At 67.0% G+C, this 26,451-nt stretch carries 19 protein-coding genes and 1 tRNA gene; 1 reads left to right on the top strand and 19 read right to left on the bottom strand.

Annotated elements, in window-relative coordinates; all coding sequences use genetic code 11:
- Window positions 1-10 precede the first annotated feature (10 nt).
- From AL3_RS08255 to AL3_RS08165, 19 genes are all read right to left on the bottom strand, one after another.
- The gene (locus AL3_RS08255; protein WP_066299121.1) at window positions 11-1,330 is read right to left on the bottom strand and encodes a hypothetical protein; all 1,320 of its coding nucleotides are present in this window, start codon (window positions 1,328-1,330) and stop codon (window positions 11-13) included.
- Window positions 1,327-2,601 carry an O-antigen ligase family protein gene (locus tag AL3_RS08250; RefSeq protein WP_151724029.1) on the bottom strand — a complete coding sequence of 425 codons (1,275 nt, stop codon included), beginning with the start codon at window positions 2,599-2,601 and terminating at the stop codon, window positions 1,327-1,329. Before AL3_RS08250 ends, AL3_RS08255 begins: the two co-directional genes overlap by 4 nt.
- 68 nt (window positions 2,602-2,669) lie before the next feature.
- On the bottom strand, window positions 2,670-3,329 hold the full coding sequence (locus tag AL3_RS08245; RefSeq protein WP_066299113.1) for a hypothetical protein: 660 nt from the start codon (window positions 3,327-3,329) through the stop codon (window positions 2,670-2,672).
- Window positions 3,326-4,201: a YveK family protein gene (locus AL3_RS08240; protein WP_066299099.1), complete on the bottom strand. Its 876-nt coding sequence runs from the start codon at window positions 4,199-4,201 to the stop codon at window positions 3,326-3,328. Before AL3_RS08240 ends, AL3_RS08245 begins: the two co-directional genes overlap by 4 nt.
- On the bottom strand, window positions 4,198-6,186 hold the full coding sequence (locus AL3_RS18035) for a glycosyltransferase (protein WP_083521570.1): 1,989 nt from the start codon (window positions 6,184-6,186) through the stop codon (window positions 4,198-4,200). Before AL3_RS18035 ends, AL3_RS08240 begins: the two co-directional genes overlap by 4 nt.
- Complete coding sequence (locus tag AL3_RS08230) at window positions 6,183-8,315, bottom strand: glycosyltransferase family protein (protein WP_066299097.1); 2,133 nt, start codon at window positions 8,313-8,315, stop codon at window positions 6,183-6,185. The genes AL3_RS18035 and AL3_RS08230 overlap by 4 nt, the downstream gene beginning before the upstream one ends.
- Window positions 8,312-9,844 carry an oligosaccharide flippase family protein gene (locus AL3_RS08225; RefSeq protein WP_066299094.1) on the bottom strand — a complete coding sequence of 511 codons (1,533 nt, stop codon included), beginning with the start codon at window positions 9,842-9,844 and terminating at the stop codon, window positions 8,312-8,314. Before AL3_RS08225 ends, AL3_RS08230 begins: the two co-directional genes overlap by 4 nt.
- Window positions 9,841-10,968, bottom strand: a complete 1,128-nt coding sequence (locus tag AL3_RS08220) for a DegT/DnrJ/EryC1/StrS family aminotransferase (RefSeq protein ID WP_066299093.1) — start codon at window positions 10,966-10,968, stop codon at window positions 9,841-9,843. Before AL3_RS08220 ends, AL3_RS08225 begins: the two co-directional genes overlap by 4 nt.
- The gene (locus AL3_RS08215) at window positions 10,965-11,678 is read right to left on the bottom strand and encodes an acetyltransferase (protein ID WP_246168674.1); all 714 of its coding nucleotides are present in this window, start codon (window positions 11,676-11,678) and stop codon (window positions 10,965-10,967) included. The genes AL3_RS08220 and AL3_RS08215 overlap by 4 nt, the downstream gene beginning before the upstream one ends.
- Window positions 11,660-12,784 carry a DegT/DnrJ/EryC1/StrS family aminotransferase gene (locus AL3_RS08210; RefSeq protein WP_066299432.1) on the bottom strand — a complete coding sequence of 375 codons (1,125 nt, stop codon included), beginning with the start codon at window positions 12,782-12,784 and terminating at the stop codon, window positions 11,660-11,662. Before AL3_RS08210 ends, AL3_RS08215 begins: the two co-directional genes overlap by 19 nt.
- Before the next feature lie 14 nt (window positions 12,785-12,798).
- The gene (locus AL3_RS08205) at window positions 12,799-13,800 is read right to left on the bottom strand and encodes an NAD-dependent epimerase/dehydratase family protein (protein WP_066299085.1); all 1,002 of its coding nucleotides are present in this window, start codon (window positions 13,798-13,800) and stop codon (window positions 12,799-12,801) included.
- Entirely contained in the window at window positions 13,797-14,852 is a 1,056-nt protein-coding gene (locus tag AL3_RS08200; RefSeq protein WP_246168673.1) for a Gfo/Idh/MocA family protein, read from the bottom strand. Before AL3_RS08200 ends, AL3_RS08205 begins: the two co-directional genes overlap by 4 nt.
- A gap of 194 nt (window positions 14,853-15,046) precedes the next feature.
- Window positions 15,047-17,731 (bottom strand): helix-turn-helix transcriptional regulator, encoded by a 2,685-nt coding sequence (locus AL3_RS08195; RefSeq protein WP_151724028.1) that lies wholly within the window; start codon window positions 17,729-17,731, stop codon window positions 15,047-15,049.
- A gap of 26 nt (window positions 17,732-17,757) precedes the next feature.
- On the bottom strand, window positions 17,758-20,385 hold the full coding sequence (locus tag AL3_RS08190) for a helix-turn-helix transcriptional regulator (protein ID WP_151724027.1): 2,628 nt from the start codon (window positions 20,383-20,385) through the stop codon (window positions 17,758-17,760).
- Window positions 20,386-20,824: 439 nt separating this feature from the next.
- The gene (pth, locus tag AL3_RS08185) at window positions 20,825-21,409 is read right to left on the bottom strand and encodes an aminoacyl-tRNA hydrolase (protein ID WP_066299069.1); all 585 of its coding nucleotides are present in this window, start codon (window positions 21,407-21,409) and stop codon (window positions 20,825-20,827) included.
- Between the two features lie 88 nt (window positions 21,410-21,497).
- The gene (locus AL3_RS08180) at window positions 21,498-22,097 is read right to left on the bottom strand and encodes a 50S ribosomal protein L25/general stress protein Ctc (protein WP_066299067.1); all 600 of its coding nucleotides are present in this window, start codon (window positions 22,095-22,097) and stop codon (window positions 21,498-21,500) included.
- 418 nt (window positions 22,098-22,515) lie between these two features.
- Entirely contained in the window at window positions 22,516-23,499 is a 984-nt protein-coding gene (locus AL3_RS08175) for a ribose-phosphate diphosphokinase (RefSeq protein WP_066299065.1), read from the bottom strand.
- Entirely contained in the window at window positions 23,496-25,007 is a 1,512-nt protein-coding gene (gene glmU / locus AL3_RS08170) for a bifunctional UDP-N-acetylglucosamine diphosphorylase/glucosamine-1-phosphate N-acetyltransferase GlmU (protein WP_066299430.1), read from the bottom strand. The genes AL3_RS08175 and glmU overlap by 4 nt, the downstream gene beginning before the upstream one ends.
- 94 nt (window positions 25,008-25,101) lie before the next feature.
- Window positions 25,102-25,173: transfer RNA gene (locus tag AL3_RS08165), tRNA-Gln, on the bottom strand.
- Window positions 25,174-25,292: 119 nt separating this feature from the next.
- On the opposite strand from AL3_RS08165, the gene AL3_RS19075 reads away from it, so the two are divergent.
- Window positions 25,293-26,408, top strand: a complete 1,116-nt coding sequence (locus AL3_RS19075; protein WP_151724026.1) for an NUDIX domain-containing protein — start codon at window positions 25,293-25,295, stop codon at window positions 26,406-26,408.
- Window positions 26,409-26,451: the final 43 nt, after the last annotated feature.

Genomic DNA, 26,451 nt, shown 5'->3' with positions numbered 1-26,451 from the left:
AGTGCCACTCTCACGGCGCCAGCGGAACACGGTAGACGTGATAGGAGTACTCCTGCTCGAAGCTGTCGGTGAACTTCCCCGAACTGTCGGACTCGATGGCCCGGTCCTCGAAGAGCACCTCGACTTCCCCGGCGGCAGTTCCCTCCGGCAGCTGGAAGGTCCTTGGCCCTGGCCCGGTCCCGCCCTCGGTCATGGCGAAGACATAGGCATGGGTTCCATCTGTCTTGAGCATCGTGTCCAGCCCGTCACCGAAACGGTGTTCATAGGACTGGGTGTTGATGACCGGGGCCAGCGCGTGAATCTTCGTGTTGACTTCTTTCACCGCCTCGATCTGCTCCCGTCCGCAGAAATCCGGGTCCAGCTGCGAGGCCCGGAACACGTTGGACGTTTCGCAGGGCCCGGAGAAGCTCTGGTTGAAATACAGGACGCCGCGGGCCTCATTGATGACGGCGCTCATGACCGCCCCCTGCACCTCGCCGGGCTGCACGTAGCCGGAGAACGTCCCCTCCGCGGGACCGCCATTCAGGTTCTCGACAAAATGCCAGATCTGCTGCAGGGTGCCGTCCGCGGCGTCCCGCATCCGCAGGGCTTCCACAGCCCGCCCGTAGCTCGACGCCGTCCGGCAGGCAGGCTGGCTGATCGGCACCAGATAGGGGCTGCGGTAAGGCTGGAGCGAACAATGCGGAACGGTGTACCAGTACATATCCATGGACACGACGTCGGTGGGGCCGTTCACCAGGTTCTCCGCATCCCGCGGCGGCATATCGGTACTGAGCACCATCTGGGTGAAGTTCGCCATCTTGAACGTTCCCTCCGGTGCTTTCGCTGCCCTGGCCTCAAGCCGCCGCAGGCCCTCCTGCGGGCTGAACCTGCCGTCCACTTCGTCGTCGAGGAAGGACCCGACCCAGTTCGGGCTGTCCGGAGAGAAGGTTTCGTTGACGGCGTCGCCGATCCAAAACACGTTGTTGTCTTCAAAGAGCTGGAAGTTGGTGTCCTCCGACAGTCCGATGTAGGTGTTGATGCCCAGCGATTTGTCGTACTGCACCTCCTCGTTACTGCTGATGCCGTTGTGCCACGCCACGATCGGGAAGAATGAGGGATCCGACCACCCTGCCGCGTCCGCGTTGGCGTAGCCGGACCAGTAGGCCGGCCCGCCCTCCCAAGGAATACGCGGCAGCGCCAGGTCCCCGGGCTGGTCCTGGACGGGCGGCGGGGTATCTGCCCGTGCGGTGCACCCGGCCAGGCCCACGGCGAGCGCAGCAGCGAGGAAAACCGCCGTGGCTTCCGGCCGGATCCGCCGCAGCCGGCTGCGGCTGCCCTGTTCTGTCATGGTTCCTCCCGGGTACGGATGGTGCTCTGGCGCGGCGGTGGGTGGAGTCCGCGGAATGCCCCGGCCACACCGGACATCAGAAACAGCAGCGCTGCGGACATGGAGAAATTGAGGCCGTCGAAGATCGCCAGCAGGACCCCGCCGGCCAGCAGGGAAGCTGCGACGGCGCTCCCCTGCGCCCGGACTGCGCTTCCCCTCGTATCAGCAGCGAACGCGGGCCGGAGTGCGGCCGCGAGCGCGCAGGCCAGCATCAGGATCAGCAGCCCGGCGCCCACCAGCCCCAGCTCGACCAGGGCCGTCAGGTAGCCGTTGTCAAAGATCCGGTAATGCGGCAGGAACGTACCGAACCCGCGTCCGAAGAACGGATTCCGCAAGGCTATTTCCACGGCAACTGAGTAGCTGTCGGTCCGGGACAGGGAACTCGAATCGTTGCCCAGGGTCAGGAACATGCCGCGGATGGTTCCCGCCATGCCGGGCACCGTGACATAGACGATTCCGAGCAGGACCACTGCCGCGCCTAGGACCCTGAGCCGCACGGCGGCAGACCAGCCGGGCACCAGGGCGAGCACTCCGACGGTGGCACCGATGAAGGCGGAACGGGAACCGGAAATAACGGTAACCAGGGCGACGGCGGCGGCCGGCCACCAGCGTGCCGCGAAGCTCCGCTGCTTTTCCGTGAGCGCCAGCATCAACGCCACCGGCAGGACCATGGACAGCACCGCCGCGTATTCCAGCGGCTGCGAGGCGGCACCGGAGGGGCGGACGAATTCCCCGCGGCTGGAGACCACCGTGTAGGCGGTGTCAGCGCTGAAGCCGGGCAGCTGTATCCACTCGAGCAGACTCTGGCCGGTGAGGAACTGCGCCAGTCCCAGGAGGGCTGAGAACCCGCCGATCAGGACCAGCCGGCGCATCAGGCAGAGCCAGCGGGACATCGATGTGATGCCCTCGTTGGCGAGCAGGGCGATGCCGACCCAGCCGGCCACCCGGATGAGTCCGCTGTCCGCGGGCGTGGATTCGGCCGGCGGCATGCCCTGCAGATTGGCCGTGGCATAGCTGATCAGGACGCCTGCGAGGAACAGCAGCAGCGCAGTCCGGACCGCGGGTGATCCGTTGGCGGCGGGAGCCGGCCGCCGCAGACGTTCGAAAGCCCACCAGGACAGTCCAAGGACTCCCCAGAGCGTGGACGGCCTGCCGATGGCGCCGAGGGGCGTGATGGTCAGGTAGGAGGGAACGGCAAGGGTCAGGACGAGATAGATGGTCAAAAAAGCCACGGCATCCCCTGCTGCACGCCCGGTATCCGGTCCGGGTGCCAGTCCCGCCGGGTGCCTGCCTACGGCGGTCAAAGCGTTCTTCCGGTCCGGCGTGCGGCTGCGGAATCCACGGCGGCAGCAGCGGCGCAGGAAAGTCCCAGCCCTGCGGCCGCCAGTGCTGCGAAGGCTTTGACTTCACCCGTGCGGGTTTTGCCGAAGGACGTGATGTTCAGGTCTTCGGGGGAACGTTCCACCGTGATAAAGGACCCAGGCTCGGCGCCCGACTCCCGCTGGAGATCCGTGCTCACTTTGCGCACTTCGGCCAGCACGGCGTCCATCCCGTTCCGGACCGCGGCCGGGGACGGAGCTGCCACCTGGACGGACAGGACCGGCCGGCTGAAGGAAGGAACCCACTGCCCGCCGCTGTCCAGCATATTGATTGAGGTGCCCTCCCGGATCCCGGTGCCAAAGAGGGATGCGGACGGTGAAGCCAGCTTCGCGGGTTTGGTGCCGGTAAGGACTTTCCGCTCCACGATGGCCGTGAAATCGATCAGCGTCTGTGGTTCGGCCATGGTCAGCTGGCGGCTCTCGCCTGGGACCCCCGGTGCCACGAAGACATAGTCAGACTGTGCCGCATAGACCGTTGCGGACTGCCCCAGGAGAATGAACGCGGCACAGGTGCAGCCCAGCCCGGCAAGGAGGATGTACCAGCGCCGGGCCAGTGCACCGAAAAGCTGTGCGGCTGTCAACGGACCCCTGCCTCTTTCGCCGGAGCGGTGTCCCGGCCGGCAACGGTGGTTCGCTCCGCCGTTTCCTCAAAGCGGTCTCCCGCTCCGGTATCCGGCAGGCCACCGGGCAGCTGGGGGCCGGTGGCCTGTCCCCGCCCCGCTTTGCCGGGGCGGACAGTACCCGCCGGGGCGGTGTCCGGCTGCGCGCGGCCGGATCCTGGCCTGGATTCCGGTTCCGTGTGTGCGCTGCGGCCGGGCTGGGCCCGGTCCGGACCGGACGCCGCCGCTTTCCGCAGCCTGCGGCCGGTGAGGAGACCGTCCAGCAGCGCCGTCAGCATCAGGGTTCCGGCCAGGCCTGCCAGGCCGGCCATCGCGACCACCTGGACGGTCTGTTTGAAGTTGAACTTAGCCTCGGTATCAACCACCACGGGCATGATGTCGATCCGCTGCCCGGAGATAACCCCCAGTTCGTCCTGCATCCTGGCGAGGGTGTCGGGAACGGTGGCCATGGCGTCGTCAAGCAGCCCAAGCGACTCCTCAGGGGTTTCCGCGGTCGCGTGCACCACTATGATCGACCCGCTGGTGGTCCGGTCCGGCTCAACGACATAGGTGCCGGACGGATAGCTCTCCAGGATCTGCTCACGGATTTCGGTGGCGCTCGACTGCCGGACCAGGACGTCCATGGCTTCACTCATGCCACCAAGCTGCAGGTACGGGTTCCCGGCCTCACCTACCGCCGCCGCCGGCGGCATCAGCACCATGCTTCCCTGCGAATCATAGGAAGGGGGAACAAGCAGGATCGCCGCCGCGCAGAGCACCCCGGTGAGCAGCACGCCCACCAGGATCAGATACCAGCGGCGGGCTATCACCCGCAGGCTTTGCGGCGCGGTCATGATGTCCCCGTTCTTCCGGCACCCTGGCGGGTACCAAGCTGTTCCTTGATGCGGTCCAATCCGTCTTTGCCGGCCACCCGCAGCAGCACGGTCTTAGCCGCCCTGCGCAGCCCGTCCCGGAAAGCCCGGCGCGGCAGGGTCAGGAACGTTTCCCGCACCCGTTCCCTCCGTGACGGTGGTTCAGCCGAATCCAGCAGCCCCGGAAAAGATGCCCGGTGCGGTTCCGGCGCGGTCCGCCTGCCCCTGATCCGGTTGCTGACGTTCCCGCCGTGGACAACCTGCAGCCAGCCCGGCGGACCGGCCACTTCCCGAACGGGCATGCTGCGTCCAAGCAGCGTGTGCCAGTCGTTCCAGCACGTCACTGCGTCCTGCCACGGTTCCACCACCGAGCAGAAGGCGTTTGTCCGGTCGGTGCGCGCGTAGAGCGAGGTTCCCTGCAGGATCAGGCCCCGGGGCAGATACACCGCCGTCCGCGCCGGCTGCGCCGCCCCTGCTGCCTGCTGCAGGCGGTCCACAAAACCGGCCGCTGCGCCGTCGTCGTTGTCCAGGTTGGTGGTCATCAGCAGGTTTCCCGGCTCCGGAACCATGCCACGGAGATCCGCCAGGAGTTCGCCATGACTCACCGACGCCCGGTAGACCGGTGTGAAAGCACCGTCCGCGGACCAGCTGCGGATTCGATCGCGCAGCCAGTCCGGGCTTTCAGGGTCGAAGTAGATGACCCACCGGAACCGGTTGTTCGTTTGCGCGGCGACGGAGGGGAGGCAGTAGCGCTCAAAGAGCCCGGCCCGTTCCCGCAGCCAGCCCTCGCGGGCGCGCACCAGGCTTTCCGCCCCGCGGGTCGGCAGGTTGAAGCGGGTGAGGAGGAAGTGATCACCCGCGAAGGCCGGCGCCGCATCGTCAATGGCCTGCAGCAGCGTCCCGGCCCGGGAATCCCACGAGTGTCCGCGGGCAATCCCCTGCCGCTGCCGGATCGAAACCGGATCCGGTGTCTCGCCGACGAGCCGCTTGACTGCTGCCGCGAAACCCTCCGGACTGCTCTCAAGGACGATGTGTCCGGTGTCCAGCCAGCGGGCAGCGGGCAGGTCGGTTGCGACGACGGGCAGTCCTGCGGCGAGGTAGTCCAGGGTCTTGAGCGGGAAGCTTGCCCGGTTGAACTCCGAGTCTGCGTACGGGGTAATACCGGCGGTCACTGTTCCGAGCTGTTCGGCAGCCTCGGCTGCGGACATCTCCCCCAGCCAGGTGACGTTGCTGTGGCTAAGCAGCGCGTCAAGCCGGGCGCCCACGGCGGCGTCGCGTTCGGTGCGCGGGCCGATGACCGTCAGGTCCGTCCCCGAGGCGGCGACGGCGTCGAGAATCTCCAGATCCAGCCGTTCGTTCAGCTGGCCCACCAACGCGGCACCGGGCCGGCGCTTTTCGGCCGGGCCGGCCACCGGGGGCAGGCAACCGTTCGGCAGTACCAGGACTTCAGCCCCGGGATGGAGTTGCCTCAGCGTGCCCGCCAGGTAGGGCGAGACTGCCGCCACCAGGTCCGCTTCCCGGAGGTTGCGTTTCATGCAGCGCCGTATCCTGGCGGCCGGCAGCCCCATCAGCGCTGCGCCCGACGGCCAGTCATCGGTGACAAAGAAGACCTTGAAAGCCCCTGTGTCACGCGGGAACCTGCCCAGGGGCCCGGCAACCACCACGGTTCCCTGTCCGGATGCAGGCAGCGCCTTCAAAGCACGCTGCAGGATCACGTCGACAGCTGCCCGCACCACCGGACGGGTCGCAGCGGGCGGGACCGGCACGGTGAGGCGGCGGATTCCCGGGTGGACCGTTTCCAGAGTGGGAAAGATGCCCTTGGCCCGGCCGCCGAACACCGGCGCCGGAGGATCGGCCCAGACCACCCCACGGTGCCGGGCGAGGGCGCTGACCAGTTGTTTCTCAGTACCGGCAACACCGTCCCACGGTGTTCCGGCAATCCACAGCAGCGGACCCTTGCTCCTCATTCGTTCCTCCCGCCGGTCTGGGGAACCGGTTGGCTCCGGGTCCGGCTGAGGCTCTGCTGCACAACGGATCCAGATCCGGTTCCGCCAAGGATCATCCGGCCCTTCAATGCGTCATGGGCGAGGAGCACCAGCCTGCTTCCAGCTGTCAGCTCGGTGACGAGCCGGTAGCCTTCGGGACCAAAAGTGTTATTGACGATGACCAGCGAGCACCCGGTCAGGAAGCCTGCGGCCCCGGCAGCGGCAGCCGGGTCGGCCACGAACGCCAGCACCCGGTGGCCGTGGGCACCAGGCAGGGCGGGTCCGGGTCCCGTAATAGCGGGTCCCGGAGCCGGCACCTGAGTGAGCGGCGGCAGTGACGGATTCAGATCCAGGCCCCGGCGCAGCGCGCGCTGGAAACGGTCGTTGGCGGGGCGCCCGAACAGCACCGCTTCGTCCAGTCCCTCCCGCCGGACCAGGTCAGTGATCATCCGCGACCAGTCGTCGCCGAGCAGCCTTGCCTTGACCGGTGAGAGGCGCAGCCGGACTTCCTTTACCGGCCCGGTCCGCAGCCGCCAGCGGATGCGGCGGCGGATGCGCTGCTTCATGAGACGGGCTGATGCCTTTCCCGGCGTTGCGGGTGCAGCCAGGCTGCAGGCCTGCCGGTGAGTGGCCAGTTCCTGCTCCCATTGTTCCTCCGAACGGGCCGGCGGCGGGCAAATCGATGCCCGGGCGGGTGCCGGCCCGGCTGCGGCCAGTCCCAGGGCCCGGCGCATCCGCTCAAGCTCGGGATGCCGCAGCGCCGGAAACTGCCCGGCTGCCGCAAGTGCCTGGCCGGACTCCCCGGAACACAGCAGTGCCCGGATGTGCGTGGCCCACAGGACGGGATCCGGGTCCGGAGCCGACCGGTCGGTGAAGGTGTCCGTCAGCGCCTGGGTGGTCCAGTCCCGGGCTGCCTGTGCGTTTCCGGCTGCCAGCTCGGTGAAGGCCAGCCCAATCACGGCTTCGGGGATGAAGTAGAAGTTCAGGCACTTCAGGAACTCCCGGCGGGCGCCGTCGAGGTCCCCGGCGTCCATGGCGCGCCAGCCGGCAGCCAGGATTTCCCGGTCCCTGCCGCCGGCCAGGAAGGCAGCAGGCCGGGGTTCGGCGGGTGCGAGCAGCAGGCTGCCGGCGGGGCCGGCCTGGACAATCCGTTCCCCGGGCCCCCGGCGCGCAGAAAGCTGAAGCCATTCGAGCACCTGGCTTCGGCGGTCCTGCACGTGGCGGGTGTGCACCAGATCATGTCCGGCCTGCACGATGTCCGCGAGCCGGCCGGCGTCGGCCAGCAGGAAGTCCAGTTTGTCCGCAAGCTCCCCCGGTTCGCCCAGGACACAGTTTTCCATGTCCACGAATCCGAAGGCGGCCAGCGCGGGCGTGTCTTCAGCCACCAGACAGGCTCCGGCGGCGGGTATTTCCAGATGTTTCCGGACGAGGTCCCGGGACATGCTGCCGCATGCCGGAACGAAGATGCTTGAGCTGAGCAGCCGGGCGTACTCCGTTCCGTGCACCGTGCGGCCTGCGCCCAGCCCCCACCCGTAGTGCGGCATGGTCATGGTCGCGAAGCGCTGTGCCAGGACCCGCCCGACGGCGTTCCGCCAGGGATAGTGGCGTTCCTGGCTGCCGGTGAAGAGCACCGGAATGTTCTTGTCCGCCGGACCCGAATCCGCCGGATACCGCCGGAACACCGAGGGATCCACTGCGTGCGGCCAGACAAAGAGCCGGTCGCTGATCTCCGGGGTGTATTCCGCCATGGCCACGGAGTTTGTGAAGAAGGATTCCACTCCCCAGCGTTCCATATCGGAGAGGAAGACAGCCCTGGCCAGGTCGTAGGCGTCGGAATGCAGGAACCCCAGCTTCGGGATCTCCGGACGGCTTCCGGTGTTGCGGATGTTCCGCTCACCCGCGTAGACACCTGATTCAAAGACGCACAGGGCAGGCTCGAACTCGTCACACTCGATCCCGTAATCGCAGTCCCGGTCGATCACCCGCACGTTGAAGAAGTGCCCGAGGGTCTGGACGTGTTCGTCCAGGTGCCGGCTCAGGAAGTCCGGAAGGCCCGGCCTTGCCCAGCGGAAGAACAGCAGCCGCGGCCGGTTGTATGGCGGGGTGGTCATCTTGCCTCCTTGGGGACCCGCAGCGGGCGCCGGAGCGGCTGTTCGAAGTGGTCATAGGCGGCAAGCAGTTCCCCGGCCCGTCCGGCCGGAGCTGCGGGGAGGATCCGGCGAATCATCGGGGCGCAAAGGATCAGGTACACGGCGCATCCGGCCAGGCCGCCAAACAGCAGCCGCAGGAAATCGCTGTTGCCCGCACCCGCGGCAAGCAGGCCGAGGAGGGCTGCCGCCGCGGCGGCGGCAGCCGGAGCCCCGGCGGCGCGGGCCAGCAGCCGGCCAGGCGCCGGCACCGAGCTCCGCACGGCACGCAGATACAGCGGGAAAACCGCGAGTGCAATGACCGCGACATGAACCCAGGCTGCACCCGGGAGCCCGTACGGTCCGACGCTGAGTCCCACGGCTGGGACAAGTATCAGGAGCCAGGCAGCCTGGACTCCGAAAACGGCACCGGCACGTCCCTGGCCAACCAGGAGATTGGAGAGCAGCAGGGAAAGCGCGAACAGGCCTCCGTAAAGGGCAAGAACCCGCAGGACGGGGGCGGCCGCCGCCCATGGCTGCCCGTACAGGACAGCCACCAGTTCGTCGGCCAGGGCGATGGTCAGCGCGGAGATGGGAAAGGCGATGAGGGCCACCAGCCGCGATGTCTTCGCCAGGAAACGGCGCAGTTCAGCCGGGTCGGACCGGAGGGCGGAGAAGGCCGGCATCGCCACCGAGTTGATGGTGGAACTCAGCACCGAGGTTGACCAGGAGGCCACGGTGAAGGCGAGCGTATAAATACCAAGTTCCCCGGGGCCAAGGAATGCACCGATAATCGCGTAGTCGGCGTTCAGCAGGCTGTAGCCCAGCAGGTTTGCACCGGCCAGCGGCAGGCCGAACCGGAGCACCGGCCCTACCTCCGCCCGGCGCAGCCGCGGCCAGTAGGTCCGGTCCACGCTCAGGGCCATCACCACGCCGCTGACCAGCTGGCCGGCCACCCGTGACCAGGCGAAAGCCATGGCGCCGTCGCCGTTCACCGCCAGCAGCACCAAAATCAGATTGGCGGGCACAAAGGAAATGATGGAGGCCAGGAAGACCCTGCCCTGCCGGAACTCCCGGACCAGCAGGGCTCCGGGAACGGTAAACACCCCACCCAGGAACACGGCAATGGACAGCACCCGGATGGGTCCGGCGGCTTCCGGTGCCCCCAGTGCTGCTGCCAGCGGATCAGCCGCCAGCGCCATGCCAACGGCCAGCAGGAAGGAGCTCAGCAGCGCCAGCAGGGCGACGGTCGAGGCCACCTTCTCCGGGTCCAGGTCCCGGCGGGCAACGCAGGAGGACAGTCCCAGCTCGCCAAAGCTGGAGACTACTGCGTGGACCACCAGGGCTGCGGCGAAAACACCAAAATCGTGCGGTGTGACCAGCCGGACCACAACCACCATGACGGCGATCCCGGCCAGCTTCATCATCAATGCGTTCGCTCCGCTCCAGAGCGCTCCGCGGGCCGCCCGGCTTCCCAGGGCCTGCAGCCCGGCGGCATCGGGGCGGGAAGTCACTTCAGCGCCCCGGCCAGGGTCTCGGCCACGAACTCCTGCTGGGCGCCGGTAATATGCGGATAAATCGGAAGGGACAGCAGACGGTCCGCGGCCTCTTCGCTGACCGGGAAATCCCCGGGACCGTACCCCAGGTGGGCGTATGCCCGGGTCAGGTGCACCGGAACCGGATAGTGGATGGCGGCACCCACGCCTGCGGCGGTCAGTGCCCGCAGGACCCGGTTCCGTTCAGCGGCGGGAACCCGGATGGCGTAAATATGCCAGACGTCGGTGTTGCCTTCCGCGGAGACCGGCAGCGTGATGCCCTCAATGCCGGACAGCAGGGTGCCGTAGGCAGCGGCGGCCTGCCGCCGCTGGTCATTCCAGAGGCTGAGCTGGCGCAGCTTGGCGCTGAGAACCACGGCCTGGACCGCGTCGAGGCGCGAATTCATGCCGGGTATTTCATGCTGGTACTTGACCCTGCTGCCGTGATCGCCCAGCAGGCGGACCCGTTCGGCGATGGTGCTGCTCCGGGTCAGGACCGCTCCCGCGTCACCGGCAGCGCCGAGGTTTTTCCCGGGGTAGAAGCTTGTCCCGGCGGCGTCACCCAGCGTTCCGGCCCGGTTCCCGAACCGCACCGCTCCCTGGGCCTGCGCTGCGTCCTCCACAATTACCGCGCCCCAGCGGCGGGCCGTTTCTGCTAGTTTCTCCACCGGTGCCGTCTGCCCAAAGAGGTGCACCGGCATCAGCGCCTGGGTATTTGGACCTGCGGCCTCCCTTACACGGGCGGGATCCAGCAGCAGGTGCTGCCGATCGACGTCGGCCAGCACCGGCCGCGCGCCCATGCGCGAAACCACTTCTGCAGTGGCAATGAACGTGTTGGCCGGCAGGATCACCTCCCCGCCCGGTTCCACGCCGCAGGCACGCAGTGCCAGTTCCAGGGCATCTGTGCCGTTGCCGACCCCGATGCAGTGTCCTACCCCCAGCCACCGGGCGTAGGCGGCCTCAAATTCGGCGACTGCAGCGCCGCCGATGAACGCGGTCCGGGCGAAGATGTCCTTGAGCCCGGCCTGGATTTCCTCGTCGACCTCGGCCTGCTGCGCGGCCAGGTCCACAAGCGGGACCCGGATCTTGTGCTCCGCTGTCATTGCTGTTCTGTCCTCTCCCGATCTGTTCCGGCCATAACCGGCGCCAGTTCAGCGTCGTGTGGTTGCAGGGGCCGGGCTGGAACCCCGGCCCAGGTCTGGCCGGCCGGCAGGTCCTGCAGCACTGCCGCAGCCATGCCAACCACGGATCCTTGTCCAATCCGCACGCCCTGCCGCACGCTGGCACCCATGCCCAGGTAGGCGCCGGATCCAACGTGGACCCCGCCTCCCAGGCACACACCCGCGGCGAGCGTGGCAAAGTCCTCGAGGACGTCGTCGTGTGTGAGAGTGCAGTTCGGCATCACGGCTACATGGCGTCCCACGGACACAGACGCGGTCAGGACGGTGCCCGCCAGCAGGATGCTGCCGGTTCCCACCGTGCAGCCCTCCGGGAGGTGGACCCGGGGGTCCACATAGGTCGCAAACCGGTCTTCACCGATTCCTGCCGCTTCCAGGGTGGCCAGCATCTGCGCCCGCGCCGCGCCGGAGCCAGCGCAGGCCAGAAACCGGCAGCGCGGGTAGTTCACGGCATCGGCGATGCCGCCCAGGACCGGAGCGCCGTCAACCCGCGTCCCGTGCAGCCCTTCGTCGTCATCGAGGAAACCGAAGATCCGGTAGTCGTTAACCATCCGCAGGGACGCCAGGACTTCACGGCCCAGTCCACCCGCGGCCAGCAGCAGCAGGGCCGGCATGGTCACGGAGTCCTGTCGCATCGGTTCACGGCCTCGATGACTCTCGCCTGCTCGGATTCGGTCATTTCGTGGAAGAGCGGGAGGATCAGTGTGTTGGCGCTGAGGCGTTCGGTGACCGGCAGCGGCACGGATCCCGTGTCCCGGTTCCGGTAGGCCGGTTCCAGATGCGAGGCCATGATCCCCCGCCTCGCTGAAATGCCGGCATCCGCGAGCGCTGCCAGGACTCCGTCGCGGTCCATGCTGAAGCCCGGCAGTATCTCGATCCAGTAGGACTGGTAGTTCGTCTCGCCCCAGGGCGGGTCGCTGGGTGTGCGGATTCCCTGGACTTCGGCGAAGGCCTTGGTGTACGCACCGGCGAGTTCCCGGCGCCGGCGGACGGCGGCATCGAGCCGCCCCAGCTGGACGATTCCGACAGCTGCCTGCAGGTCGGTCAGACGGAAATTGAAGCCTACTTCCGTGTACATTTCGGCGGCGGCCAGCACACTGGCGCTACGGTCAGCCGCGGAAACGCTCATCGCGTGTTCGCGCAGGGCGCGGGCACGCAGGGCCCAGTCCGGACGGGAGGTCGTGACCATACCGCCTTCTCCGGTGGTCAGGATTTTCCGCGGGTGGAAGGACCAGGCGGCAATCTCGGCGCCCGCCCCCGCCGGGGCCCCGGCATACCGGGAGCCGGCAGCGCAGGCCGCGTCTTCCAGGACGGTGATCCCCAGCGGATCGCACAGCCGCCGCAGGGATGCCAGGTCCACCGGCATACCGCCCTGGTCCACCGCAATCACGGCACGGGTCGCCGGGGTGAGGGCCGCTTCCACTGTTTCGGCGGTGAGGTTTCCGGTCCTGAGGTCCACGTCCGCGAAGACGGGCCGTGCACCAACATAGGTGGGAGCATTGGCGGTGGCGATGAAGGAATAGGACGGCACAACGACGTCGTCACCGGGTCCGATGCCCGCAACCACGAGCGCCAGGTGCAGGGCCGTGGTGCAGCTCGATGCCGCGACGGCGTGCCCGGCCTCCATGCGGGCCGCGAACTGCGCTTCGAACTCCGCGACCCTCGGCCCCTGCGCAATCCAGCCGGAAGAGATGACGTCGCTGACGGCGGCAATTTCCTCCGCTCCGAGCCATGGCTTCATAACGTTGATGCGGTTCACAGTTCCTGCCCTCCGCGTCCGGCCGCGATCTCCGCGCGGAGCGGAAGCCACCACTGCACCAGTTCCGCCAGCCCCTTTTCCAGCGGCACTTCGGCCGTGAACCCGAGCCGGTCCTGCGCCGCAGCGGTGTCCCCGAGCCGCCGGCTGACACCGTTGACCTCGCGGGCGGGACCGAATTCGACGTCGAGCCCGGACCCCATCACCACTAGCAGCTGGCGGGCCAGCTCCAGCAGGCTGGTTTCCGTACCGCTGGCGACGTTGAAGATCCCCTCGGCGCCGCTCGCCGCGGCCAGCAGGTTTGCCCGGGCAATGTCCTCGGTGTAGATGAAGTCCATGGTCTGCGCACCGTCGCCGAAAATCAGCGGCGGAAGCCCGTCCGCTATGCGTTCCATCCACCGGACCAGTACCTCGGTGTAGACGCCGTGGACATCCATCCGCGGACCGTAGACATTGAAGTACCGCAGCCCGGTGTAGGAGAGTCCGTACATCGCCTGGAAGCTGCGGAGCATACCTTCGTTGAAGGCCTTGGCGGCCCCGTAGAAGGTGTCGTTGTTATGCAGGTGGTGAACCTCAGGTGTGGGGAACTGCCCGGCAAGCCCGTACACCGACGCACTGGAGGCGGCCACGACCTTCTGCACCCGGTGCGCGGCAGCGGCCTCCAGGACATTGAACGTACCGTCGGCAAGCACCTCCAGGGCCAGCCGGGGATCCTCGGCGCACTGCGTGATCCGGATCGCGGCCTGATGGAAAACGAAGTCGGTTCCCTTGGTGAGATCGTGCACCAGGTCCCGGTCCCGGATATCTCCCTCGTAGAGCCCGACCCGGGCGTCCTCAAGGGCATCAGCGAGGTTGGTGCGGCGGCCGCGCACCAGGTTGTCGAGGACCCGGATCTCACCTGCACCGGCGGCCAGGAGCTGGTCGACTATGGCCGATCCGATGGTTCCGGCTCCGCCGGTGACCAGGATGGAGGCTCCGTACAGCGAATGGTTCTGTGTCATGAGGCTGATTCCAGTTCGAGGGTGGGAAGCGCGGCCGGGGATCCGGTCTGCTGGCTGCGGGTGGCGGCGTCGAGCACGGACAGGACGCGCAGGCCGGAGTTTCCGCTGGTCTGGGGCTGCCGGCCGGTCCGGATGCTGGCCGCGAACTCCGCGACCATGGCGGCCAGTGCCTCGTGCTCGGGCAGCGCCGGGGACCAGGTATCGCCGAGACGGTAGGAAATGTTGGACCGGGAGCGTTCGGCCAGGCCGGTTTGCTGGGCCAGATCGACCCCGCGGTCATACACGCTGATCCGCTGCTGGGGGTTGAGGTCGTCCCAGACCAGGGTGCGCCGGCTGCCGCCGATCACCAGCTGCCGGATCTTCGTGGGACTGAGCCAGTTGACGTGGATGTGGGCCAGGGCTCCCGTGCCAAGTTCAAGGATGAGGTGCCCCACGCAGGCCGTTCCTGCGCCCAGCGGGTCGGATCCGTGGGCGGTGGCCTGAATGGGCCGCAGTCCCCCCGGGAGCACGAAGTCCAGGATCGAAAGATCGTGCGGTGCAAGGTCCCAGAACACGTCGACGTCGGGCTGGATGAGTCCGAGGTTGATCCGCACGGAGTCGATGAACAAAATGTCGCCGAGCTCGCCGCCGGCAACCAGCTCGCGGATTTTTTGGACGGCGGGGGTATAGCAGTAGGTGTGGTCCGCCATCAGGACCAGCCCTGCGGCTTCGGCCGTGCGCACCATCTGCTCGCCGTGCGCCAGCGTGTCGGCCAGGGGCTTCTCCACGAGGACATGCTTGCCTGCCGCCAGGGCGGCGGCGGCGATGGCATGGTGGGTGCGGGCCGGAGTAGCGATAGCCACGGCATCCAGGGCGGGGTCTTCCAGCAGCGCCTGGACCGAGTCCTGGACGGCTGCGCCGCCCGCAGTGTGCGCCAGCCGGCCGGCACGTTCCCGGTCCAGGTCGCAGATGGCGCTCAGGTGCCAGTCCGGGCTGGCGTGGAAGTTACGGGCCAGGTTCGGACCCCAGTATCCAGCACCGATCACGGCCACGTTCAGGACGTTTTCGGGCAAGACCGATCCAACGGTTGGCGAAGGGTGCACTTTTGAGACCTGCTGTTCTGTCCGCAGCCGAGGGCGGCTGAGCTCCTGTTACTGCGGATCACCCTACGAAGGCCGCGTTTGGAGCCGGATGAGTACCGGTTACCGGTAATCGCCGCCCGCTACCCGGAACGGGTACTTCCCTACCGCGTAGTCAGAGTCTGGATTTACTCCCCCAGCAGCTCAGCTGTTAGTTCATCGCGTTTGCTGATGCCAAGTTTTTCGAAGATCCGGTAGATGTGCCCTTCGACCGTGCGTACGGACAGGTACAGGCGCTCGGCCACTTCGGCGTTGCGGTGGCCCTGGATAACCAGGGTGGCAACATCCTTCTCCCGCCGCGTCAGCGACGGTGTCCTGGCGGTGCTGCGGCTGCTCGCGGCGGCCTCGGAAGTCTTGCCGATAACCCGCTGGACCCGTTGTACCTGTGTGCGGTCACCCACAGCTTTGGCCAGGCGCAGGGCCTCCTGCAGCGCCAGCGGGCCCAGGGCCGTACTGTCCGCGTCCATCGGTTCCACGGCGAGGTGGAGCAGGGCAGGCACATCCTGGTCAAGGACTGCCCGGGCCAGCACGTTGGCGGCACGGGCCCGGGGTCCCTGCACCTCCTCGCTGAGCTTGAGCAGGCGGCTCATGACCGTGGGGTCGCCCAGGCCCATGCCCAGCGCCCGCAGCTCGAACTCCGCTGCGGCCAGTCCCAGTTCCTCCGCCTGATCCGCCAGATCCCGAAGGTCCGTGAGCGCCTTGGGGTCCTGCGTTCTGGCGTATTCGGCGGCGAGCCGGTTTCCCCGTGCCATCATCTGTGCGTTGACCGGTCCGCGCGGCTCGAGTCTGTCGCAGTCCGCGAGGATTTCATCAGCCTGGGCGAGGTCGCCCTGCCGTGCGGACAACTGGGCACTGATCGACAATGCCAGGGGCAGCATCCCTTCGGGATCATGGGTCCGCAGGCCTTCGACTGCGGCGGTGAGCTTTGGCAGTGCATCCTTCAACCGGCCCCGGCGAAGTTCCATCACGGCGAAGCACAGGTCCACTGTGCCGCCAATCCGTCCGGTGCTCCGCGAGGAGGCAGCAAAGTCCTTCTGCATCGTGTCCCGGGCTTCCTCCCAGTACCCCGCCCAGAGCAGTGCCGAGAGATGGCGGTGGAGCACGAACTGGTAGTAGGTCAGGAACCTGTGGTCGTTGCGGATGATGATTGCCAGCGCCTCACGGGTCAGGTTGGCGGCTGTTTCGGAGCGGCCGCTGCAGGTGTGGATGTCACCCAGCAGCGTGAGTGCCATCATTGTGGCCTCGGCATCCCCCTCGGCCCGCGCGTTGGCCAGCAGGCTGGTCAGCTCGGCTGCGGTGCTGCGGTAGGTGCCTTCAGCTACCGCAATCAAGGCTTCCAGCAGGCGTGCTCCGCGACGGGAGGAGGCAATGTCCGCCTGCAGTTCGGCGTCGTTCCTTCCATCAGCTGCGGCGGCTGCTTCGATGCGGCCGATCGCGTCTTCCCAGGTCTGCCTGGCCTTGCGCAGCCCGGAGCCGGCCCGGTCGGAGTGCTGGCGCAGCTGGACGTCCAGCAGCGTGCCGAGCTTGGCGGTGGTGAGGTCCCTCGCCGCCTCGACCGTTCCGGCCACCAGCTCCTGCGCCGCGGTGAAATTTCCCCGCTGGTAGTGCGCCCTCGCCGTCTGGATCCGGGCGGCAGGCAGCAGATCGGGGTCCTGGATTTCGTGGGCAGCGCGGAGGGCGAAGTCACTGTCGAAGAAGTTATTTGCCATGTAGGCGGCTTGAAGAAGCTGGTGATTTGGCACGGGTGCGCCGCAGTCCAGGGACCAGGCGACGCTGCGCAGCAGGCCGTCCATGGAGTCAGGGTTCTGCGGCAGGACAGCGAGCACCCGCTGGCGCAGGCGGGCGCTGCGGGCGGCCGGCACCATGTGCCGGACCAGTTCGCCGTACAGCGGGTGCCGCGGGCGCAGCAGCCGCTGACCGTCCTCTTCCACGCTGACCAGCCGGGCGGCGGTCAGCGCATCAACCGAACGGTGCAGTCCCAGGCGAAAGGCGACGCCGATGGGTACCGGCTCCGCGAGGGCAATGATCTCCATGGCTTCACGTTCATCATGTGAAAGGCCCGACAGCTGGGCTTTCAGGAGATCGCCCAGCCGGCCCTGGGGCGGGCGTACGTTTTCCCCGAGCAGCCAGACTCCGCGGCGCGGGACCAGGTTGCCGGTGCGCCGGGTTTCGGCGATCAGCGCGAGCACATACATCGGGTTCCCGCCGCTCATCCGGGCCAGCTCGGCACTGGTCGTGCTCAGCACCGGCCCTCCGAGCACCTGCCCGCACAGATCGTGGACCTGGGGATCTGTCAGGGGCAGCAGATGGTGCCGGGCGAGTACCCCGCTCCAGACCTGGGCCGGTATTCCGGCCGGAATATCGGTAATACTGCGCGTCAGGATCAGCATCCGCACCGTGCCTGCTGCCACCAGCTGGGACAGCAGATCAGCACTGGCTTCATCCAGGGCATGCGCATCGTCCACGACGACCAGCGGCGGTGTGGGTGTGTCCGTCTCCGTTGCCGGTCGCAGGCGGTCCAGCAGGGCCCGCATCACAGCCAGCGGCGAGTCCGTGTCGCTCGCAGAGAGCACAGGCAGCAGCGGGGCGAGCGCACCGAAGGGAATCCCGGTCAGCGCCGAACTGGCATGGATGCGGTGGACCGGCATCTCCGATTCGAGGACTCCAACCACCACGTTGGCCAGCGCGCTCTTCCCCAGTCCTGCCTCCGCGACGACGAGGGCACCCCGCAGTTCCGGCGAGCGGATGCTGGCCAGGACGGCTTCTACGCCTTCTTCCCGGCCCACCATCGGCTGCGAAGCAAAACCTTGCATGTTTCCCCCAAATCCATCCGCCGGGATTACCGGAGGACGTCCCTCAACTCATCGCGGCCGGATACATGCAGCTTGTCGAAGAGCTTGCCCAGATGCCAATCTACGGTGCGTGGGGAGAGGTGGAGTTCCTCGGCGATCTGGGTCCGGGTCTGTTTTCCCGCCGCCAGCCTCACCAGCCCCGCGTCGAACTCGCTGAGCTCCCCAAGTTTCTGCTCCAAGCTGTTTTCCCGGCGCAGCTGCCGGAAGGCAGCGTTTTCCACGGCGGCGGCCGCGCGCAGCATGCTCCGCGGCACGGTGTCCGCTACCGTCCGCACCAGCCGGGCTGCGTGGTGCGCCAGCGGATGCTGCCCAAGTTCCTGTGCTCCCCGGGCCGCTTCCAGAAGCAGCCCCGGGTTCCCCTCGGTCAGTCCCCGGCCGTACCGGGCCAGCACTTCCGCCCACCGTCCAGAGGCCCCCTCTGCCGTTCTGACCAGCAGCATGGCCGCGGTGTTGTCCCCCAGCGTCACCGCGCGTTCAAGACAGCTGAGGGCAAAGGACACGTTACCCAGTTCGAGGGCATCTTCGGCGAGCTGGAACAGGCGCCGGGAGTTTGCCTCCGGTGGTTCGGATTCCTCCGCAAGCACCCTGAAATAGGTGGTCATCTGCCTGGCATACCAGAGCGGCCGGTGCCGGAACCGGGGGGCCAGGGCTGTGTAGGCCGCGGCCTGCTCCGGATCTCCGCTGAGCGCGTATGCGTATGCCATCAGGGCGGCGGCCAGTGGGAGCAGGTTTTCCGGATCGTGATACCGAAGCTGCCCCACAGCGGGCAGGAGGGATTCCAGCGCTGCCTCTCCTTCTCCAGCTGCAACCCGCAGGAATCCGTCTGCCAGTTCTCCGCCGTTGCCCCGGAAAAATCCCTGCTCGTTCTGCTCCTCCGCGGCGCGGAGCATCTCCCGTGCCCGCTCCAACTCCCCCGCCGCGTAAAAGGCGTAGAAGAGACGGGTCAGGACCGCTGCCTGGTCCGGCGCCGTCTGCGGGGCCATGATGAGCGGCCAGAAGTCCTCGAGCATGGCCATGGCTTCGCCGGCGCGGCCGGTCACGCTCAGGGCTTCGGCCGCCATGGCCGCTGCGAGGGCCCGCAGGCCCGGCGCAGTACCTTCCTGGCGGGCGAGGGCAAGAAGCGGTTCAACCGACTGGGTGTAGTCTCCCTCCGCCAGCCACGCATGTGCCTGGGCAAGGACGATGGGTGCTTCCGTATCCGCGTGGTACGACGGCGTTCGGGGATGGGTTCCGTCAATTCCGGCGGCGCCGTTGCCGCGGAGGCTGGCCAGGACGGACTGGGCGCTGCCGGCCTTGGGCAGGCTGCGCAGCAGCCCGGCCTTTTGAAGCATCAGCTCAACCCAGCTTGAGCGGCTGACGTCGAACCCCGGTTCGAAGTGCTGGAGGACGCTCAGCGCCAGCTGGTTCTCGCCCAGGAGGGTCAGGGCGCTGACTTCCTCGCAGACAAGTTCCTGGCTCCGGCCTTCCGCGGCAACGGACCTGATGTAGAGAAGGGCACCGGCGTTGTCCCCCCGGGCATTGGCCGCCTTTGCGGCCCGCAGTACCAGTTCTCCGTCCAGCTGTGCCCCGCAGGCCAGCGACCAGGACGCATAACCGGTCGTGGCGACCGGGTCCAGACCGTCGCTGGAGCCCAGCACCGCTGAGACTTCCTTCCACAGCTGGTGGCTGCGCCCCAGCGGTACATTCTCCGCCACCACGGCGGCCAGGGTGGCATTGCGGATCCGCACTGTGGGCACCGGGCAGCCGGTCAGCTCCACCGTTCCGGATTCCTCCAGCGTGTCCAGTACGTCCGGTGCTGCCAGTTCCAGCAAAACCTTCAGCGGAAGGGAAACGGTAAAGGAGAGGATCTCCACTACTTTGCGTTCCTCGGACGAAAGCCCTGACAGCCTGGCAGAGATCAGTTCAGCGATCGCCCCGGTGTGGATATAGGGCGCGGCCATCACCCAGACGCCCTCGCTTCGGACCAGCCGCCGCGACTTAATCTGCTCGAGGGTCATCAGGATGGTGAACTGCGGACTGCCCCTGGTCTCCGTCCACATCGCCGCCCGGGCCCGCTCAGACACCGGACCGCCTGCCGTCTGCTCCATGAGCTGATGGGTATTCGCCTGGTCCAGGGCTTCAAGGTCGGTTCGCTGGAGATAACCGTCTGACCACAGCGAAATCAGGTCCGGTGCTGCCAGCAGGATGTCCTGCACAGTGGCGATGACAGTAGCGTCTCCCCCGCGGGCCAGCTGCGAAACCACCAGTGCGGACAGGTCATCAAGTTCCTCAGCATCATCAACGCAGATCAGGACCGGAAGGCCGTTGGCCTTCTGCCGGAGCAGGACACGCAGCTGCTGCAGGACCTGGACAGGGTGCAGCTTGGCCGATGCAGGCAGTTCCGTGATCAGCCAGGCCATAGCCCCGTATGAGGTTTTTCGGGAAACCGGGGTTCCGTGAAGATTTACGACGTGGTATCCGCCGGCTGCCTCCAGCGCTGCCGTGGCCAGTGCCGTCTTGCCCATTCCGGGCGCGCCTACGATGAGCACGCCCTTCCCGCTCCGCAAAGCATCCTGCATGCCGTGCAGCACGCTTTCGCGCCCCACCAGTGGCATCGGCGCCCTGGCCGCTGTCATACCCGGCCAGCAGCTTCCAAAGGTGTCCACAGGCTAGAAGCAGCCCTGGCTGCCCATCCCATAAGCGTTCCCCCATGCTGCCTGATTCGGTTTTTTCTGCGCCCCCGCAACATACGAGTCAATGGGTTAGCGTACGCCGTATCAGCGTTCATAGGAAGGCATTGAGTAGATGGGTTCCCGCCGGCACATGGCAGTGCAGGCAACCTGGGTTGGGAAACAAACAAAGAAAAAGGGACCGACGCCGGGATGGGGGTGGCCCAGTCTCGGAGGCCTCCCGACGCCGGCCCCGCTTCAGGAGCCCGAAGGCTAACGCCAGTCTAGGCCCGGGGTCAGGCTCAAACAATGCTGTTCAGGGGCACTGGCGGCACTGGTTAAATACCCTAAAAATGCCACGCACTACTTGTATGCGATGACGTGGGGCTTTACCTCAGGGACGGCCTCAGGACCCGCCGTGGAACTTCTGCTGAGCGGCGGTCAGACCCTCCGAAATGAGGATTTCCAAGGCGTCAGCCGCATCCGAGATCAGGAACGGCAGTTCCTTTGCCTCGGTGATGCCGAAGTCCTTCAAGACATAGTCGGCCGTGTCCATCCGCCCGGGCGGACGTCCCACACCCACCCGCACCCGAAGGTAATCCTTGGTCCCCAGGGCCTTGCTGATGTCGCGCAGGCCGTTGTGGCCGCCCTCACCGCCGCCGAGCTTGAGCTTGACGGTGTTGAACGGGATATCGATCTCATCGTGAACGGCGATGACCTGGGCCGGGTCGATTCCGTAGAAACGGGCCAGGGCCGACACCGGACCGCCGGAGAGATTCATATAAGTCGAAGGCTTGGCCAGCACCACGCGTGGGCCACCAAGGGAGATTCGGCCTTCAGCGACCTGGGCCCGCGCCTTGTGCGTCTTGAAGCGGGCGCCCATCCGGGCGGCGGCCTCGTCCAGGACCATCTGGCCAATGTTGTGCCGGTTACGGCTGTAGCCGGGCCCGGGGTTTCCGAGCCCGGCTACAAGCCAGGTATTGCTGTTCACAGGTGGGACTGCTCCTTGGACTGGTTCCGAAAGTTGCCGGACGGCTCAGTCCAGGAGTTCACGCCCCGGCAAACCGTGCAGGAAAGACTTAGGCCTCTTCGGCTGCGGGAGCTGCTGCAGCCTCTTCCCCGGATTCCTCGCCCAGGTCCTGGACCGTCGGCTCGGAAACGTTGACAACCATGGTCTCCGGGTCCAGCAGCAGTTCGACGCCTGCCGGCAGATCAATGTCACCGGCAATGATGTGCTCGCCGGCCTTGCGGCCTTCAACGCTGACCTTGATGGACTCGGGAAGGTTGGTGGCGTCGGCGGAGACCAGCATGGTCACGGCTTCCTGGTTGAAGACGGCGCCCGGGGCAACTTCACCCTCAACGTGGACGTTGACCTCAACCTCAACCTTTTCGCCCTTGCGGACGGTCAGGAGGTCGATGTGCTCGATGATCTGCTTGATCGGATCGCGCTGGATGTCCTTGGCCAGGGCCAGGTGGGCTTCGCCGTCGACGTCGATCGTCAGCAGTGCGTTCGGGGTACGGACGGCGAGGGTGGTTGCCTTGGCGGGCAGCAGGATGTGCATAACGTCGGCACCGTGGCCGTAGATGACTGCGGGGATCTTGCCGGCAACGCGGGCCTTGCGGGCAGCGCCCTTGCCGAAGTCGGTGCGGGTGGTGGCTGCGAGCTTCTGATCAGACATAACAAACTCCTGTTGTGGTTCTTCCGTAATGGCTTCGAGTTGCCTATCCGGCGCCGGTATCGGAACGAACCAGCTGCATTGTCGCCGTCCAGAGGACTGCGGTGCAGTTGAGAAGTTGCCAGCCACCGTCGATAACGGAGTACCGCCGGATTTTTCCGGGGCCTCCCTCGCCTAGGCATCGCTGACAATCCTACCGCATTCACCCGGATGCCTGGTCCGCGGCGGCGGGAGGGCGGCCGCAGGGGTGGTGCTGCGGCCTGGACGCAGTCAGTGCCCGAAAGCGGGGCTTTCGGGCACTGACTGCGTTCAAGCTGTGTGCACTGTGTTTCCAGCTGCGTGCACTGTTTAGCGGTGTGCACTGTGTTTTAGCTGGGCGCCTGGGGCCGCAGGTTTAGCGCCTGAAGCGGACAGCCGCGGGTTAGGCCTTGCCGTCGAAGAGGCTGGTCACCGATCCGTCTTCGAAAACCTCACGGATCGCGCGGGCGATCAGCGGGGCGATCGAGAGCACCGTGAGCTGTTCGAACCGCTTGTTGACCGGAATCGGCAGCGTGTTGGTGACTACTACTTCACGGGCACCGGACTCGGCCAGGGTGCGTGCGGCCGGATCGGAGAACACGGCATGGGTGGCGGCGATGATGACGTCCTTGGCACCGGCCTCCTTCAGTACCCGGACGGCTCCGGCGATGGTTCCGCCGGTGTCGATCATGTCATCGATCAGGACGCAGGTGCGGCCGTCGACCTGGCCGACGACCTGCTTGGAGACAGCCTGGTTGGGGACGGTCAGGTCACGGCTCTTGTGGACGAAGGCCAGCGGAGCGCCGCCCAGGCGTTCGGCCCACTGCTCGGCAACGCGGACGCGGCCGGTGTCCGGGGAGACGACGGTGACGTTGGTGACGTCCACGCGGGTGCGGATGTAGTCGGCCAGCAGGGGGATGGCCATCAGGTGGTCAACAGGGCCGTCGAAGAAGCCCTGGATCTGCGAGGTGTGCAGATCAACGCTCATGATCCGGTCAGCGCCGGCCGTCTTGTACAGATCGGCGATCAGGCGGGCGGAAATGGGCTCGCGGCCGCGGCCCTTCTTGTCCTGGCGGGCGTACGGGTAGAACGGGGAGACCACGGTGATGCGCTGGGCAGAGGCCCGCTTCAGCGCGTCGATCATGATCAGCTGTTCCATCAGCCAGTTGTTCAACGGCGCCGGGTGGGCCTGGATCACAAACGCATCGGTGCCGCGGACGCTCTCGCCCGGACGGACGTAGATCTCGCCGTTGGCGAAGTCATATGCGGCCAGCGGCAGCAGGTCCGTGTCCAGGCACTTGGCTATCTCCTCAGCCAGCTCCGGGTGAGCCCGTCCTGTGGCTAGGACAAGCTTCTTTTCACCCTTGGAGGTGATTTCGCTGCTCATTCGTGATCGCTTTCTCGCGTGGGGTTATCAGTACCGGAGAGGGAAGTCTGTGTCTGCGCACGTTCCGCGGCCTTGGCTGCTGCGGAATCCGGGCGGTTGGTGCCCACCCAGCCAGCGAGGTTGCGCTGGGGGGCCACGTTGATTGCCAGCGAGCCCGCAGGAACGTCCTTGCGGATCACGGTCCCGGCTCCACTGTACGCCCCGTCGCCGACCGTAACGGGGGCCACATACATGTTGTCGCTGCCCATCCGCACGTGCGAACCCACGGTGGTGTGGTGCTTCTTTTCGCCGTCGTAGTTCACGAAAACGGAGGCCGCGCCGATGTTCGAGTGCTCACCAATGGTGGCGTCCCCCACATAGGACAGGTGCGGCACCTTGGAACCGGTGCCGATGAGGGCGTTCTTGGTCTCGACGAAGGTGCCGATCTTGCCCTGCTCCCCGAGCCGGGTTCCGGGGCGCAGATAGGCGAAGGGGCCGACGGCGGCATGTGCCCCGATCTCTGCCCCCGAGCCGTGGGTGCGGATCACGCTGGCGCCCTCCCCCACCGTCACATCGGTGAGGGTCGTGTCCGGGCCGACGACGGCGTCGCGCGCCACCTGCGTGCTGCCGTGGAGCTGGGTGCCGGGCAGGATCGTGACGTCCTCGGCGAGGGTGACGGTGGAATCGATCCAGGTGGTAGCCGGGTCCACCACGGTGACGCCGGCTCGCATCCAGGTGGTGAGGATCCGGCGGTTGTGCTCGGCGTTAAGGGCCGCCAGCTGCACCCGGTCGTTCGCACCCTCGACCTGCCACTGGTCCCCGGTGACGACGGCAGCGACCCGGCCGCCGGCGTCGCGGGCCAGCGAGAGCACATCTGTCAGGTACATCTCGCCCTGGGAATTATCGGTGCTCACCTGGGATAGCGCTGTACGCAGCACGCCCGCGTCGAAGGCATAGATCCCGGAATTGATTTCGTTGACGGCCCGCTCGCCGGCGTCAGCGTCCTTGTGTTCCACGATCCGGGTGACGGTGCCGTCAGCGGCGCGGATGATCCGCCCGTAACCCGTCGGGTCATCCACGCGGGCGGTCAGGACCGTTACGGCATTCGCGTCGACGCGGTGCACCGTGACCAGTTCGCGCAGGGTCGCCGGTTCCAGGAGCGGCACGTCACCGTAGGTCACCACGACGGTGCCCTCAAGTTCGCTGACGGCGTCGATCGCTTCCAGGGCGGACTGCACAGCGCGTCCGGTTCCGGGGACGTCGTCCTGATCCACGATCAGCGCTCCGGGCTGCAGCGCTGCGACATGCTCAGCGACCCGGTCCCGTTCATGGCGGACCACAACGGCGAGGGTGCGGGGAGCCAGCGCCTGCGCGGCATTCAGGGCGTGTCCGATCATGGACACGCCACCTACCGGGTGGAGGATCTTGGGGGTCCGGGACTTCATCCGGGTGCCGGCTCCGGCGGCGAGGACAATGACGGCGGCGGGGCCGGCCTCAGTGTTCGGTCCGGTACCCTGCGTATCCTGCATGCTCACGAAAAAGCGCTCCTACACGTTGTCCGGCCGGGTTCGGGCGGCGTCTGCTGCCTCCGGGATATCCCCAGTGCGGCTGCTTGCCTTAGCGTTCCGCCCATAGGATTCGAACCTATACTCCACGGCTCCAAAGGCCGGGGTGCTGCCATTACACCAGGGCGGAAAGTACGCAGCACCGGCTGCACACAAGAGTCCAGTTTGCCATGTGTTCAGGCCCATCCGCGACTTGGGTTCCGACGCCCCGTCCGGAGGCCCGGCCGGGAGAATGCGTAGACTGGGGAGGTGGCGAGAATAACAGCGGCGCGCTCACGGCCGCGCATGACCGGAACCCAGCGCAGGGCACAACTGATCGGCGTCGCACGGTCCCTCTTTGCACTGCGCGGGCTCGAAGGAGCCACGATTGAGGACATCGCCGCCGGAGCGGGCGTCTCAAAGCCGGTGGTTTATGAACATTTTGGCTCCAAGGAAGCGCTCTACACCGAGGTGGTCGACTCCGAGTTCGACCGCCTGCTGGCCGCCATCACCGAGGCGCTGGGGGCCGACGCCGGCCCGCGCGTCCTGCTCGAACGCGCCGCCTATGCGCTGCTGGACTACATCGAGAACCACACCGACGGTTTCCGGATCCTGGTCCGGGACGCGCCGCCGTCGCAGCCCGAAGGAACCTTCTCCACCCTGCTTTCCCGCATCGCCGCGGATGTGGAGCACATCCTGGCCAAGGAGTTCAGCAGCCGCGGGCTCAGCGCCGAGGTGGGCGGAATGTACGCCCAGATGCTCGTAGGCATGGTCGCCATGACCGGTCAGTGGTGGCTCGATGCCCGCTCCCCCGACAAGGCGACCGTGGCGGCGCACCTGGTCAATCTCTCCTGGAACGGGCTCACCGGACTGCAGAAGGACCCGGCGCTGGGACACATTCCCGGCGGCGCACCCATGGTGCTCACACTCTCCGCCGTCCTGGTGCACGACACCGGGGGGCGGATCCTGCTGGTCCGCAAGCGTGGCACACAGCGCTTTATGCAGCCCGGCGGGAAGCTGGAGCCTGGCGAGGATTTCCGTCAGGCAGCCGCCCGCGAAGTCAACGAAGAGCTGGGACTTCAGGTGGAGGCCTCCGACCTGTCGGACATTGGCCGCTGGTACGGTCCAGCCGCCAACGAAGCCAATACGTTCATAGATGCCGGCCTGTTTTCACTGACCCTGTCCGGCCCGTTCGGGGCCGGCTCCGAGCCGGCTCCGAAGGCCGCCGCGGAGATCGAGGAGACGCTCTGGCTCACCCCGGCCGAAGCGTTCGCACGCACGGACATTTCCCCGCTCCTGCGCGATCATGTGCTTCCGCAGCTGCTCTCGGGCGGACCCCAGGGCAAGATCGAAGCCCCAGCCCGCGAAGCCGCAGACCCACGGTAGGAGCTGGCCCCTACCCGGGCCGGCCCGATTCGCAGGGCAGCGG

The sequence above is a fragment of the Arthrobacter luteolus NBRC 107841 genome, from assembly GCF_001552075.1.
GTDB classification, from domain to species: Bacteria; Actinomycetota; Actinomycetes; order Actinomycetales; family Micrococcaceae; genus Arthrobacter_B; species Arthrobacter_B luteolus.
The sequence above is the reverse complement of the archived record's forward strand: the minus strand, read 5'-3'. Positions and strand labels throughout refer to the sequence as shown.

What these genes read in the sequence shown, in the direction of transcription:
- AL3_RS18035 (WP_083521570.1), bottom strand. Translation starts at nt 6,186, where the DNA reads ATGAGGAGCAAGGGTCCGCTGCTGTGGATTGCCGGAACACCGTGGGAC.
- AL3_RS08195 (WP_151724028.1), bottom strand. Translation starts at nt 17,731, where the DNA reads ATGCAAGGTTTTGCTTCGCAGCCGATGGTGGGCCGGGAAGAAGGCGTA.
- AL3_RS08175 (WP_066299065.1), bottom strand. Translation starts at nt 23,499, where the DNA reads ATGAGCAGCGAAATCACCTCCAAGGGTGAAAAGAAGCTTGTCCTAGCC.
- AL3_RS08215 (WP_246168674.1), bottom strand. Translation starts at nt 11,678, where the DNA reads ATGCGACAGGACTCCGTGACCATGCCGGCCCTGCTGCTGCTGGCCGCG.
- AL3_RS08240 (WP_066299099.1), bottom strand. Translation starts at nt 4,201, where the DNA reads ATGACCGCGCCGCAAAGCCTGCGGGTGATAGCCCGCCGCTGGTATCTG.
- AL3_RS08180 (WP_066299067.1), bottom strand. Translation starts at nt 22,097, where the DNA reads ATGTCTGATCAGAAGCTCGCAGCCACCACCCGCACCGACTTCGGCAAG.
- glmU (WP_066299430.1), bottom strand. Translation starts at nt 25,007, where the DNA reads ATGCAGGATACGCAGGGTACCGGACCGAACACTGAGGCCGGCCCCGCC.
- AL3_RS08230 (WP_066299097.1), bottom strand. Translation starts at nt 8,315, where the DNA reads ATGACCACCCCGCCATACAACCGGCCGCGGCTGCTGTTCTTCCGCTGG.
- AL3_RS08220 (WP_066299093.1), bottom strand. Translation starts at nt 10,968, where the DNA reads ATGACAGCGGAGCACAAGATCCGGGTCCCGCTTGTGGACCTGGCCGCG.
- AL3_RS08205 (WP_066299085.1), bottom strand. Translation starts at nt 13,800, where the DNA reads ATGACACAGAACCATTCGCTGTACGGAGCCTCCATCCTGGTCACCGGC.
- AL3_RS08255 (WP_066299121.1), bottom strand. Translation starts at nt 1,330, where the DNA reads ATGACAGAACAGGGCAGCCGCAGCCGGCTGCGGCGGATCCGGCCGGAA.
- AL3_RS08210 (WP_066299432.1), bottom strand. Translation starts at nt 12,784, where the DNA reads ATGAAGCCATGGCTCGGAGCGGAGGAAATTGCCGCCGTCAGCGACGTC.
- AL3_RS08190 (WP_151724027.1), bottom strand. Translation starts at nt 20,385, where the DNA reads ATGACAGCGGCCAGGGCGCCGATGCCACTGGTGGGGCGCGAAAGCGTG.